A 12360-nucleotide genomic window follows, 5' to 3' on the forward strand; every position below is an offset into this window, starting at 1 on the left:
AGCGATGTCTAGCAGTGGTTCCATTACCGCATCTGCTGGCAGCTCCACGGGGTCTTCGAGGGGCGTGTCGACCTCTGATGTCTGGTTGAGAAACGGATTGGGCGGTGGCGGCGGTGGCTGGTTGAGGCTGCCAGCAGATGTACTAGGCTCGGTCTCACTAGGGGACGATGCCGACACAGAAATTAAATCAATGGTATGACGCTGAGCTGCTCGGCGAGGTGGCGGCGGTGGCGGTACTCGACCATGGCGTTGACGCCGATAGCGGATCAGCCCATCTTCAAGGTTGACGTTAAGATTTCGCAGGACACTTTCTAGCTGCGGGGCAATCTCAATGCCAGGACCTGAACCAGGTCTGGGGGTGCTGGCAGCGGGTGGGTTATCTGGGGAAGACGCCATGGGACATCGCTAAAATAGACAAAGAGCAAACAGAAGCGGACCACTGATAGACCATACGTTAGCACGTTAGTTGGAAGACGTTGCATGCAGCGCCTTAGCTGGTCGGGATGTTGTTGTTTTAGGGGTGCTTTAGAGGGAGATAGCCATGGGATTTTCTGGGTTGCGATCGCTAATGACCGATTTAGAAACCGATCCAGGCTGGCAGGCCCGTCGTCAGTTTCGCCAGGTGGGTGAATATTGGCCAAAAGCGGTGGGCTATGGTGTGGCTCGCCAGACCAAGCCTGTCAGTATTCAGCGCCATGTTCTCTATGTCACTGTGGCCAATGCCTCTTGGGCGCAAACCCTAACCTTGGAGCGTCGCCGCATTCTCCATAAACTCAATCGACTGCTAGCGATGCCGCTGGAAGATATTCGCTTTTCTAGCGCTCAGTGGCACAGCCGTCCCATTCGTCGCCAGCAACCCGTAACTGATTGGGTCAAAGCTCACCCTAGTTATATTGGCGGTGACGTGATTGAGGACACCGTCGCGGTGGAGACGCCCCAAGCGCAAACCACCACCCCGGAAGATGCCTACGCTCGGTGGACAAAAATTAAGAAAAAGCAACAAAAATTCCAGAAAATTTGTCCTGAATGTCAGTGTTTTTGTCCACCAGGGGAACTCTCTAGATGGGAAATGTGTGCCCTCTGCATTGCAAAAAGTTGGCAATAAACTGTAGACGAAACTAACATCTTTAAATTTTTCTTAACAGCTAAAATTAATGCTTTTCTAAGTATTAATAGCAAAAATATTTGTCAATCCTTTTTTTGGGATCGCCCACTAGGAAGTGATCCCAGCCACTCTAAAGAATATTGATTTATTTAACTGAAATATAAAGAAAACATTAATTGAGATCGCTGCCCTAAATTAACTTCCGAAGCTTGGTGTATCAAGCTTTTAACATTTTAAGAATGCAAAGACTTCGAAAAGAACTCATTCACAATAAATATGTTCAAGGCTTTGAACTGTTCTTGCAAAGTTGTGTCTCACAAAGTTGTGTCTCGCAAAACGAAAATTCTTTTATGAATATTAAAAAAACTACGGCTGCTCGATGTGGCGCTTGCCGATTTTATACACCGATTGGTCGTCGTGGGGGAGAATGTTCACAATTTGGAGTCCCCGTTCAATCTGCTTGGACCTCATGCTCTCTAGCAGAGTCGCCGTTTCAAAAAATAACTAAAATTAGTAAATCAAGTATAAAGCTGGCGAAGAATACGGATCGAGAACTTACAAAGTTGACCATAGAAAAAGAAGTGACAGTGGAAAGTTTGCCGATGCCGGTCGGTCGGTTTCAGCTTAAGGAGTCAACGCTGACAAAGCAGATGAGTAGTTGATTGGGCTTATCAAGACACCCTTGGGGAAGATAGCATCAAGGATGTCTTGATAAGCTCTTTTTTGATGGCCTGTATTGTCAATCTCTTTTTAGTAACAGGGCAGATCAGGAGCTGATCACGACAGAGATAGAGCTAAAGGGGACGCTTTAATCACGGCGATTACAGACTTCTGCTAAAACTTCCCCCTGGCCGTTCAATACATTCAGGGCTTGCCCCCTGGCCCTGTCTAATGTCGATGCCACGCCCCAGGCCAGGCTAAGATTGTGTTCGGCTATGGCACCGCAGCCTCGAAATGATACTCGGATCGCACAGTTGACGTCGCCGCAGCTGCGTAAGGCTTCTCGTTCGGCACTGCTGACGGATAAATAGTTGGTAGCCACCCCCCAGTCACCGGAACGAGAGATGGCAATGGCGCCATATCGCTGAGCCGCTTGGGCTTGGACTGTGAGGATCGTACCCAACAACAACAGACTAAGGATAGCAGGCTTTAACATAGAATAATGGAGAACAATAAGGAACAACTAAACAGCCGACAAAAAAATGTCGGCTTGCACAAGCGCCCGTTACGGCCCCATAGTTCTCTTTACGGGGCCGCTGCACATGATCCGCATCTACCTAAGAGAGATCATCCTTTTTGTTACTCTCCCCAGATGACATGGACTTTTCGGTGCGAGCGAGGAAGTCGGGGACTAGCACTTCGCTAAATCCAGCGATAAATGCGATCGCAAAGTACAGATACTTTGACTGTGTGTCGGTCTCGCTGGGATTAAACCCAGACACCACTACCACCTCCGATTCAATGAGCGCCACTGCCAGTAGGCTAAAGGCTGTCCCCACCACCGGTTTAAAGAACCCGATAAAGAAGGGGATAACCGACTGGGAGCGATTGCGGTTTTCCAGTTTTCGCGATCGCAGCATTACGCTGACGATGCTACCGAGGCCACCCGCCGCCAGCACCAGCTGGATATATTGCCACTCTTGGGATGAAAACAGTTCCACCTGAGACCCTTGGGTTTCCCCTTCGGCAATAACAGTGGACCCTGAAGGTTCACCCACTACCACGCTGTCAGGCAATGGTTCTGTTGGTTCTGGTTCAGCGATGGGCTGTGCCTGGGTAATACCATGCTGATAGCCAATCTCATATTGATTGGACAAAACCATTCGCGCTGCTGTGGTGCTACCAATCAACAACGTAATCGTAATGGTGAACCAGGTAAGGCCTGAAATTAACTGAGCAGCGGGAGACCCTCCGGCGCTGAGAACAGCGACCAATGGATTTCGATAAATCCGAATCTCGCGGGCAATACGTTTGCGAATATCCCGTGCCAGCGACACCCGCTCTGCCATAGACATAGCAGGAGACTGGTCGTTTTTAGGGGCTGCAGCTGTCGGTAATAATAAACTAACCGCCAGCTGCATCATCGGTATTAGCATTTGGTCATTGGTAAGTTCTAAGTGGGGGACTTGCTCCAGCAACTTACCCAGCTCACGATAAGCAGATTTCGATAGATGCTCAGACGCCAGTCCCTGCTCAATACGCTCGATTAGTTCTCGCGCATCCTGACGAATAACAAGATCAATATTGTCTATCAAGCCTGATGGTAGGCCCATTGTATGTGCAGCCATTACTGTGTGTGCATCCTGAGGGTGACAACGATAAAAGAAACTAAGTGCCGCTGCGGATATAACACACCTGATTCTGGAGATAACAAACGTCCTAATATTAAGAGAACGTTTGCTTATCCTAATTGGTATAAAAGTTGGTATAAAAGCTCAATGCGCTTAGGGCAACAAACTGTCTATATCAACGTGAAAGAGTTTAGAAACCTCTCTGAAGAGAGCGATAGAAAGCACCCAGCGGCAACACATAGACCCTAGCTAGCTGTTCATGAAGCCATACTAAAGCAGGACCATTCTTCAAAGCGGCACAGGCTGAAATCCTGCAATTACGTTGCGACGAGACCCGTTTTACCCCCACAGGAAGGGCCAATTCTCAAACTGATCCCTTGTCAGGAACAATATGATTCAAATCAAGGCAGGTTACGGTGGGGAAGTATCAACCAAAGATGAGATCCGCCTTACACATTTCTGTGATCTGCGTCATTATTTTAGCCTCCCAAGAGAGAATTTAGGACAGGGTCGAGGGTACGTTTCCTGTGCGCAACCCATGGCTCGGCGTTGAGAAAAAACTTGATTACAAAAAATTAAGAGGAGCTTATGAAGCCCCGTCTACCGAATTCGATCTACTAGGCTGATAAAATCTGCCAGTATGAGGAAGTCAGGAGGTCGGCCATGGGAAGGCGTAGTTCTAAGCGGTCTTTTAAGCAATTATCGAATCTGGCGAAATCATCACTGGGCGACCAAATTGACCAAGATTATGAGCAAGGCCTCTACCAGCAGGCGCTAACAAAGCTAAAGCAGGCCCACAAACTCAATCAAGCTAGTGATGTTCGCCTGAGCGAAGGGGATATCTTACTGGCTTGGGGCATTGATAAAGCAGAGCAGGGGGCCTATGGTCAGGCTGAGAAAACACTCCGCTTAGCCATGGAGCGAGGCGAAGTGGGTAAGCAAGGCGAAGCCTACTACTGGCTGGCTAAATGCTTAGTCGAGCAAGAGCAACCCCAAGCAGCCTTAGACCTGGTACAAACAGCCTTTGACACTAGGCAATTGCATAAGCAGCAGGGAGGATGTTATCTCAAACTGTTGGTGCTCAATGATCAAATCGATCGGCTAGCAGAGCTGATTGAAGCTCAAAAACAGCGCTTCTATGCGGCCCATCTCCACTGGGCTCGGGGGGTGCTTTCGCTGCAGCAACAATCCCCCACAGACGCCCTGTCCCACTTAAAAAAAGTGGGTAATCGCATTACCCCAGGGGATTGGCCCTTTGCCTGGGAAGTTTATGCTAAACAGCAGATAAACCAGTGGGATAGTTTAGAGCAAACCTTGGGGCTTAGTCGTTCATCCTTCGGTTATTCACCCTTATCAACATTCACGCCCAATCGTGATCCGCATCCGGCTAAGGTGCGCCTTACCATGGTGCAGCTGGCCCATACCTTCAGTCATGATTTTTCCGAGCATGTTCCCCTCGAAGGGCTGGCACCGGTAGAAAAGCAATCCACGCTGGTGTTAGAAATCCTGCGCATGATTGACAATGATGAAGTCTATGATGCCGCCCATCTATTTCTCAATACCTTAAAAGAGGCGACAGCCGAGTTTCCGCTACTTCAGGCGCTGCACGATCCGCTGATGACGTTGGCTGGAGCCGCTGCCATGAGATTGGGTGAGCCTGAATATGCTGAGGTATTCTGGTCCCGTTTATTGTCATCTAACCTTAAGGATCCGCAAATTGCCATCCATTTGCGTCAGGCGATGTTTGAAAGTGGCGCTGACCAGGCCGCTATTGGTGTTGTTAAACAGCTAATGCAGTGGGTAGAAGCCCAAACCACCTGGAGCGAACAGCAACGCCAGGCAATCTTGACCCATCTCTATTGCTGGAAATGTGATCATCTGATCAATCTTAAAAAACTTGGACAGGCTGAACAAGCGCTCAAGCCAGCGATTAAAATGGCGCCTGATTCCCCATCTATAATTGGTCGCCAGGGGCTGCTAGCGGCAAAACGAAAGCATTACAAGCAGGCGATTCCCCTACTCACCCAGGCTCTAAAAGGAGGCAGTAGCTTTGTCAATATCTACGATGAACTGATTAGCTGTCTGGAAAAAACGGGTGATACTGATACCCTTAAGCAGGTTCGTCGGGAGTATGGCAAGTCCTTTGGGGATCTTGATACTGAACCCGATATGCCTCGGTGGCAGGAGATTTTTACCTATCGTCTCTTTTTCATGCTGCAAGATGCGACGGGTAATCTAGACCGCAATGATTTTCCGAGTCGTGCCATCAAGATTTTTGTGGATGCGGCAACTGATACCCCCAATAAGGATCAGCGAGTAACCTTTGACCAAACTGAAGCCGCTGATCGGTGGGAGGCATTGCTGGCGCCGTTGAGTCCTGCTCAGCAGGTACCCGTACTCCAATCGATTTGTTTAGTGATGGCCCTCTATGCAAAGCGTAAAAAGGGGTTAGCTGCTTTGCAAAGTCGCTATCAGACCCAGCTTATTGGCTTAATCGACGCGCAGCCCGAGGCCCGGATTGCCAACCTGGTATACCTGGCGGTGAAAGAGAAGAAACCTGATCGTCTAGTTGTTCCCATTGACTTATATCTTCACTCTACAGCTCAGCCCTACCAGGCCATTGCTCAGTTACAGCTGAAGGTGCGTTGGTTCACCATAACGTCGGTCCTGCTGTCATGGCTCGATCAGGCCCTGGCCAAAGAGCCTCAAAATCCACTGTTGCTGTTGGCAAAAGCGACGACTTATCCCTATGACGCTCCTGAGTATCAGGAGCTGTTTGAGCGCGGATTTGACCTGGCCCGTCGCCTCCAGGACGCAGATGCTTTGGATGCCTATCGCGATGAGGAATGGCTACAGGGTCAGGCGATGACTCGTTCTGCTATGTCGGGCTTGGGTCGCTCTGGTCGTCCCCCGTCGATGCGGGACATGATGGACATGATTGCCAAAATGGCCCAGGCCCAGTTTGGCGATGAAATTCCGCCGGAAATAATGGAGCAGCTCATTATGGAAATGATGGCGGCGGAAATGGGAGGGGCTATGCCACCCGGCGGTCCCTTTGGCGGACCTTTTGGTCAGGGAATTCCCTTGCCTCCTATCTTTGGCGGGTTTGAGGATGAGTCACCCGGATTTGGGGATGACTTCTTTAGACCGCTACCGGGAGCTAAAAAAAAGAAATCTAAACGGTCTAGACGGAAACCATAATCCGCACAGCAGTCTGGTTTGTGCCTGAGCCCAGTACTATTGCCAACTTCCTAATGTTTTTCTATGAGCACTCCTTTTGAACAGCTGGGTATCGCCCCAGATGCTAGCCCCAAAGAGATCAAGCGCGCTTATCATGCCAAGCTTAAAGAATTTCCGGCCCATACCCACCCTAAAGAATTTAAGGCGATTCGAGCTGCCTATGATGCAGTGCGTCAGGGCAGTACTGTCACGGTGGAAGAGTTTTTTAAGCGCAAACCATTAGAGGCCAGTTTTGACGATAAAACTCTGGCTACCCTGAGGGAGCAGGCCACTGCTAAGATTCAGATTGATCTAAAAACCCTGGTTCGTCTCACGTTCTAACGTTCTTAACTGTACTATCAATGTCACAGTCTCCTCGCGATCGCATCGCCCAGCGGCGTCAGCTCCAAAAGCAGCAGTCCCAAATTTTTCTGGAGCTATTGCCGGTTCTAGATGATTTAGACCGGGCCTGTACCCATTGGCAACAGGCGCAGCAGCAATGTCAGGAGACAGCCACAAACAAGGCCCCCTGGTGGCGCCAGCTATTGTCCTGGAACGCAGGATCTAAGGCCAGTCAGCCCGACCAACTCGACGTGGTGGTCAAAAGTGCCTACGATGGCGTTGCTCTTATCCGTCAATCGCTTCTAGACATATTAGAACGCCAGACGGTTACCCCCATCAAAACCCTGGGCCATCCCTTTGACCCCAGACAGATGAATGCCATGGGTCGAGAAGTGAGTCCAGAGGCTGTTCCCAATACGGTGGTCAAGGAAATTCTGAAGGGCTATTGCTGGCAAGATCGGGTACTGAGAGAAGCTCAGGTAATCGTTGCAGACGCGTCTGACGCAGTAGCCGTAAAGGATGCTGACTAACCGGTTTGGTCGCGGTGCCACTGAGGTGTTACAAGGCAAAGTCCCATCGTCGCATTTCTGTTTTCATTCTTACTCCGTTGATATCGTTATTTCTTTAAACCATGGCTATTATCGGTATTGATCTCGGCACTACTAATTCTGTTGTAGCTACCCTAGATGGCGGCCAACCCTGGGTGATTCCAGACGAGGAAGATGAACTGCTGCTGCCGTCCTGTGTGGGCCTAGATAATGACGGCAAACTGTTAGTGGGGGCCTATGCCCTGCGACAGTACGCCTCTGCCCCAGAGCGCACCGTCAAATCTATCAAGCGCCAGATGGGAACAGATTTTGAAGCGACCCTGGGGGATCAAACCCATTCTCCCCAGGCCATTTCAGCTATGATTCTGCGCACCCTCAAGCAGCAGGCGGAAACCGTGCTCGAAGAACCCGTGACCCAGGCGGTGATTACGGTACCCGCCTACTTTACCGATGCCCAGCGGCAGGCTACCAAAGAAGCCGGAGAGATTGCGGGTCTGGAGGTGCTACAAATTTTAAATGAACCCACCGCCGCCGCCCTTGTTTTCGATAATCGCAGCGAAGATGGGGAAACCGTATTGGTATACGACCTGGGTGGCGGCACCTTTGACGTCTCCATTGTGGACATTACCGGCGATGTAACAGAAGTCCTAGCCAGCCACGGCAATAATCGTCTGGGGGGAGATGACTTTGACCGTCAGCTGCAGCGGTATCTCACTGATAAATTTCAACAGCTCAATGGCGAGAGTTTGCCAAACGATCCGGCCATTGAAGCTCGACTCATGCGAGCAGCCGAAGCGGCCAAGATTGAACTGAGCGACCATGGGTTTGTCACCGTACGAGAACCGTTTTTGGTGAGTCAGGGCAGTACGGCATTGCACCTGGAAACAGAGGTGGCCCGAGAAGACTTTGAGCACTTGATTACTCCCATGCTCAAAGAGACTCTAGAGGCCATTGATCGCGCTTTGAGTGATGCTTCTATGACAGCTGACGACCTCGATCGCATTGTACTGGTGGGGGGCTCTACGCGAATTCCTCTGGTGCAAAAAATGGTGCAAAATCATTTGCCAGGGGTGCCCTCGAGTAGCTTTGAGCCAGATCTGTGTGTGGCCATGGGGGCTGCGGTACAGGCAGGCGTTTTGTCTGGGGCAGAGATCGAGTCGATTTTGGTGGATGTGGTACCTCACTCCCTGGGCATTGCCGCCATGATGGATGTGGGTATGGGAATGCCGATGCCGGGGATATTTAGCACGATTATTCCGCGAAATACGGTGATTCCCACATCGCGGTCTGAGATTTATTCCACCGCTAGCGATGGCCAGAAGAAAGTTGAGGTGGAGGTATTTCAGGGAGAGAATGCCATTGCCAAAGAAAACGTTCCCCTGGGCTCTTTTATGGTCGAGGGGTTACCGGCCAAACCTGCCGGTGCGATTCAAGTAGAGGTCACCTTTGACTTTGATATCAACGGCATCCTTACCGTCACGGCCACCGAAAAGGGAGCCGGTCAGCAGGGATCTCTGGTGGTCAATGATGCGGACACCGGACGGTTATCTAGCAGCGAGCTAGTCCAAGCGCGAGAAACCCTGGACGAGATGTTTGACCTGAGCACAAGCCCTTTGATGGCCGCTTTAGCAGGCGCAGATGAGGAAGAGTAGGTTGGCGTTGAGGCACGAAACCCAACAAATCCAATATCCCCAGGCGAAGGGGCAAAATATTTGGAACGTTGGGTTTCGCAAGGCTCAACGCCAACCTACGGCATTACGATATTTGGGGTTCCTCTGGCTCCAATCGTTGGGTTCAGCGTAGCCGCGCATGTGTAGCTGTACCTGCTCGGAGCATAATCCAACGCCTTGACTTCAATGGGTTTCGCTATACTAAACACATCTTTATCCTGATTGTTCAATGGTTCGAGTCGCTCAGGCCAGTCAGCTTACCCTGCACGATGTAGAAGCAAAATTTGGTTTGCGACTTGAGACAGGTGCCGATTTTTTCCCTGAATGGCAGGTAGCGCCAGTCGCTCTTGATGCGTATCAAGCTCGAGTACTTGACCAAGCTCAGGCTCATTTTAGATATTTGCTGGCCTATCCAGTCCATGAAGAACTGGTCAAAATGGTGATTATTTCACCATTGCTTTCAGTAGCAGGTTTCTACGAACGCCCTTTTCGCCCGATTGCTGAAGAAACTATCGAGATTGCGCTCAAAGCCAACGATGAACTGGTTCGTGGGCGTGTTGATATTTTGGTTTTAAATGAGCAAATCTGGGTAGCTACAATAGAAGCGAAAGGACCGCAGTTTAGCTGGCATGTGGGGTTGCCTCAGGTGTTGACTTACATGGTTAGCGGTGATCAGCCCAGCGGCGTACGTTTTGGGTTGGTGACCAACGGTACCGATTTGATCTTTGTAAAATTGAACAAAGAGACGGGACAGTATGGACTATCCAAAACATTTTCGATTTTTAATCCGGGCAATGAATTGCACCATGTTGTTGCTGTTTTGAAAACCCTCAGCAACCCGTAGGTTGGCGTTGAGTCACGCGAAACCCAACAAATTCGATATATCTTGGGATAATTGGAATTGTTGAGCCACGCGAAACCCAACAAATTCGATATGTCTCGGGATAATTGGAATTGTTGGGTTTCGCCAATGGGAGATGGGTTGAGATTGTTAGGTTTTGGATGCTCAACGCCAACCTACGGCATTACGGTATTTGGGGTTCCTCGATACGCTTGGTCAAGATGGCCATGACTTCACTGGGGCGACCGGTGGGCAATGGCTGACTCCAATCGTTGGGTTCGGCGTAGCCGCGCATGTGTAGGTCTTTGATGGTGAATCGGAGGGCGGGTAGGGTGCCAAAAACGAGATGGCGCACCTTATCGGGCTGAAACGGTGAGCTGGTGACCGGAATGGCGGGTAGCACAGCAGGAGCAGGCACCTCGCGCCGGGCGGAGGGTGCTGCAGCCTGCAGTTGGGTATTTGGCATGGTTCTGGTTTCCTAGATGAAATGGTCAAGGACAAGGAAGCCAGAACTCGATCCTTAGCTGCCCCGAAATATGCACATCGGGACAGCTAAGGTACCATAACCAAAGCCTCCGTCTGGACTGCTCAGCGGGGGTTAGCCGTTGGTTAGGTGCTGTAACACCTGCCAACGGTGCCAAGGATTGAGTTCTGTATGATCACCGCACAAACACGGCTTGATAAAAAAGAATACGGGTAGATTTGTACTCAAGTCAATGGTCAGATGTTACGAATCGTTTGCATGGCTTTGAGGACTAGCAGTCGTGATTTAGGACAGATTGCGATCGCACGTCTGAGCTGGGGGGAGGTGCGATCGCATCAATCTTGTAAAAATAGCTTTTCCAGTATCCAGTGCTTTGGCTGTTGCCATCTAAGCAGGGAAAACGCTTTTTCAAAGCTGATATCGAGGTCCTGATTTTGAATATCAACCACTAACGTGTAGATAAGTTCCAACTCAATTCTGTCTTCTCGTTGAAGATAGACAAATCTGCCATTTTTCATATGGTTGAGCCTCTCAATTTCGAACTTGCCTACTTTTCCTCTAATGGTGCTCTCTCGAACATCACGCATCAGAACAAAGTTGAAGTCCGAATGGCTGCTCACTAACTTATTAAAGTTCTTAATACGTGCAGTAAAGCTACTACCATTCGCATGAAGAAACGCTAGAACATTTCCTTTTTGCGAATTTTGAATGAGAAGATTTGCTGGCAGTACGCGATTCCCCAATCTTAACTTTTGAATCTCAAACAGCTCACAATTCTGAAACTCAGACGCAACTATCCATAACTTTCCCAAGTCATCACTGCCATGAATTAACTGGAGTCTATCGTATCTGGCTCCCAGCTCCTGACGCTGCTGGTCCATGTAGGAACGCAATATTTCAAGATTAGGATCAACCGTTGGTTCCTTAGGTAAATCCCTCACAGTCAGTGTGCTCCCCATGGATTGATTGGAGAATAGAACCTCTATTTTCTCTTTTAACCAGCCAATATCTGCTTCGATCCGCTCCAGACGATGCTCGGTAGTTTCACCGTTATTGTTAATGAGCTTTCTAGAGTGAACTACACTGGGCTCCATCCACTGTTTGCGTGATTGGGGTGATAATGCAATATCGTGAATCTTGTGACGATAATATGCCGCAGCTCGATTGATCGCAGCTCGAATAGATGGTTGTCCCAGAATGTCATCTAATTCTTGACTGTCAAAAAGTGTCTCTAGCGATAAGTCTAAAGAATTCAGCTTTTCCTGTAAGATAGCCTTGAGATTTTCCTTGCTAGGGTGTTCTAGCTGAATAACATATTGCGACATCCGATCAATAATGGCTCCATCAAAGATCTCGTCTCGCATCTGTATCCAACGATTAGGAAATAAATTGAAAATTATGAGACTATTGGGTACATGAGTAAATATCTCTTTAATGGCCTCACCAAAGTTCTCTAGTAGAACTCTATTTTGTTGTCTGCCGAGCCCTTCTAGCTGATCAAAAACAATAATCAGCGGTTCGTCGAGGAGTGAGAGTTTACTTAAAACTGCAATCGCCTCAAGCGAAAAAGCCTCACGATTTAGCTCATCTTCCCACGGGGCCAGCTTCACTTTGGCAAGATCCTCCGCGTCCATACTAGCGCCAGCCAGCCATCGTGTAATAATGAACTTGTACTCCTGATTGCTATAGCGACAATAATGCATAATCCCCTGAAGGATAGTCCAGGAGTACGCCAGCAATTCCAAATTCAAACGGCATCAATTTATACAGAAATAAAGGACATAAGGTTAATGAAGATAGAAACGACCCTGTTGATGTGAGTTCCGGTTATGGTCCCTATTTCTCTGAGTTTCGGTGTGC

General features: G+C 49.3%; 12 protein-coding genes. 7 read left to right on the forward strand and 5 right to left on the reverse strand.

Translation table 11 applies throughout. The features are described 5' to 3' along the window. On the reverse strand, window positions 1-396 hold a 396-nt coding region (locus tag IQ260_RS18370; protein ID WP_228016240.1), incomplete at its 3' end, for a hypothetical protein. Window positions 397-541: 145 nt separating this feature from the next. On the opposite strand from IQ260_RS18370, the gene IQ260_RS18375 reads away from it, so the two are divergent. Continuing rightward, window positions 542-1105, forward strand: a complete 564-nt coding sequence (locus tag IQ260_RS18375) for a DUF721 domain-containing protein (protein WP_193994557.1) — start codon at window positions 542-544, stop codon at window positions 1103-1105. Between the two features lie 239 nt (window positions 1106-1344). Next, the gene (locus IQ260_RS18380; RefSeq protein ID WP_193994567.1) at window positions 1345-1767 is read left to right on the forward strand and encodes a hypothetical protein; all 423 of its coding nucleotides are present in this window, start codon (window positions 1345-1347) and stop codon (window positions 1765-1767) included. 146 nt (window positions 1768-1913) lie between these two features. On the opposite strand, the gene IQ260_RS18385 is transcribed toward IQ260_RS18380, so the two are convergent. Both IQ260_RS18385 and IQ260_RS18390 read right to left on the reverse strand, forming a co-directional pair. After that, window positions 1914-2261, reverse strand: a complete 348-nt coding sequence (locus IQ260_RS18385; RefSeq protein ID WP_193994558.1) for a DUF4189 domain-containing protein — start codon at window positions 2259-2261, stop codon at window positions 1914-1916. 121 nt (window positions 2262-2382) lie between these two features. After that, complete coding sequence (locus IQ260_RS18390; protein ID WP_193994559.1) at window positions 2383-3393, reverse strand: hypothetical protein; 1011 nt, start codon at window positions 3391-3393, stop codon at window positions 2383-2385. Between the two features lie 666 nt (window positions 3394-4059). Between IQ260_RS18390 and IQ260_RS18395 the strand changes: the two genes are divergently transcribed. The 5 genes from IQ260_RS18395 (at window position 4060) to IQ260_RS18415 (ending at window position 10019) form a co-directional block, all read left to right on the forward strand. Continuing rightward, window positions 4060-6597: a tetratricopeptide repeat protein gene (locus tag IQ260_RS18395; RefSeq protein ID WP_193994560.1), complete on the forward strand. Its 2538-nt coding sequence runs from the start codon at window positions 4060-4062 to the stop codon at window positions 6595-6597. Window positions 6598-6660: 63 nt separating this feature from the next. After that, window positions 6661-6957 (forward strand): J domain-containing protein, encoded by a 297-nt coding sequence (locus tag IQ260_RS18400; RefSeq protein WP_193994561.1) that lies wholly within the window; start codon window positions 6661-6663, stop codon window positions 6955-6957. A gap of 20 nt (window positions 6958-6977) precedes the next feature. Beyond that, on the forward strand, window positions 6978-7487 hold the full coding sequence (locus IQ260_RS18405; RefSeq protein WP_193994562.1) for a nucleotide exchange factor GrpE: 510 nt from the start codon (window positions 6978-6980) through the stop codon (window positions 7485-7487). A 101-nt stretch (window positions 7488-7588) separates the two neighbouring features. Then, window positions 7589-9157: an Hsp70 family protein gene (locus IQ260_RS18410; protein ID WP_193994563.1), complete on the forward strand. Its 1569-nt coding sequence runs from the start codon at window positions 7589-7591 to the stop codon at window positions 9155-9157. Window positions 9158-9404: 247 nt separating this feature from the next. Then, window positions 9405-10019 (forward strand): type I restriction enzyme HsdR N-terminal domain-containing protein, encoded by a 615-nt coding sequence (locus tag IQ260_RS18415; protein ID WP_193994564.1) that lies wholly within the window; start codon window positions 9405-9407, stop codon window positions 10017-10019. A gap of 181 nt (window positions 10020-10200) precedes the next feature. Here IQ260_RS18415 and IQ260_RS18420 read toward each other — a convergent pair whose 3' ends face one another. Continuing rightward, on the reverse strand, window positions 10201-10482 hold the full coding sequence (locus IQ260_RS18420; RefSeq protein ID WP_228016241.1) for a hypothetical protein: 282 nt from the start codon (window positions 10480-10482) through the stop codon (window positions 10201-10203). 353 nt (window positions 10483-10835) lie between these two features. Further along, window positions 10836-12134 (reverse strand): hypothetical protein, encoded by a 1299-nt coding sequence (locus tag IQ260_RS18425; RefSeq protein ID WP_193994565.1) that lies wholly within the window; start codon window positions 12132-12134, stop codon window positions 10836-10838. Window positions 12135-12360 lie beyond the last annotated feature (226 nt).

The organism is Leptolyngbya cf. ectocarpi LEGE 11479, from assembly GCF_015207065.1.
Taxonomy (GTDB): Bacteria; Cyanobacteriota; Cyanobacteriia; order Phormidesmidales; family Phormidesmidaceae; genus Leptothoe; species Leptothoe ectocarpi.

Bases quoted from the DNA above. Each gene is read 5' to 3' on its own strand.
- IQ260_RS18405 (WP_193994562.1), top strand. From the start codon at position 6,978: ATGTCACAGTCTCCTCGCGATCGCATCGCCCAGCGGCGTCAGCTCCAA.
- IQ260_RS18425 (WP_193994565.1), bottom strand. From the start codon at position 12,134: ATGGACGCGGAGGATCTTGCCAAAGTGAAGCTGGCCCCGTGGGAAGAT.
- IQ260_RS18390 (WP_193994559.1), bottom strand. From the start codon at position 3,393: ATGGCTGCACATACAATGGGCCTACCATCAGGCTTGATAGACAATATT.
- IQ260_RS18400 (WP_193994561.1), top strand. From the start codon at position 6,661: ATGAGCACTCCTTTTGAACAGCTGGGTATCGCCCCAGATGCTAGCCCC.
- IQ260_RS18380 (WP_193994567.1), top strand. From the start codon at position 1,345: ATGCAAAGACTTCGAAAAGAACTCATTCACAATAAATATGTTCAAGGC.
- IQ260_RS18395 (WP_193994560.1), top strand. From the start codon at position 4,060: ATGGGAAGGCGTAGTTCTAAGCGGTCTTTTAAGCAATTATCGAATCTG.
- IQ260_RS18410 (WP_193994563.1), top strand. From the start codon at position 7,589: ATGGCTATTATCGGTATTGATCTCGGCACTACTAATTCTGTTGTAGCT.
- IQ260_RS18420 (WP_228016241.1), bottom strand. From the start codon at position 10,482: ATGCCAAATACCCAACTGCAGGCTGCAGCACCCTCCGCCCGGCGCGAG.
- IQ260_RS18415 (WP_193994564.1), top strand. From the start codon at position 9,405: ATGGTTCGAGTCGCTCAGGCCAGTCAGCTTACCCTGCACGATGTAGAA.
- IQ260_RS18385 (WP_193994558.1), bottom strand. From the start codon at position 2,261: ATGTTAAAGCCTGCTATCCTTAGTCTGTTGTTGTTGGGTACGATCCTC.
- IQ260_RS18375 (WP_193994557.1), top strand. From the start codon at position 542: ATGGGATTTTCTGGGTTGCGATCGCTAATGACCGATTTAGAAACCGAT.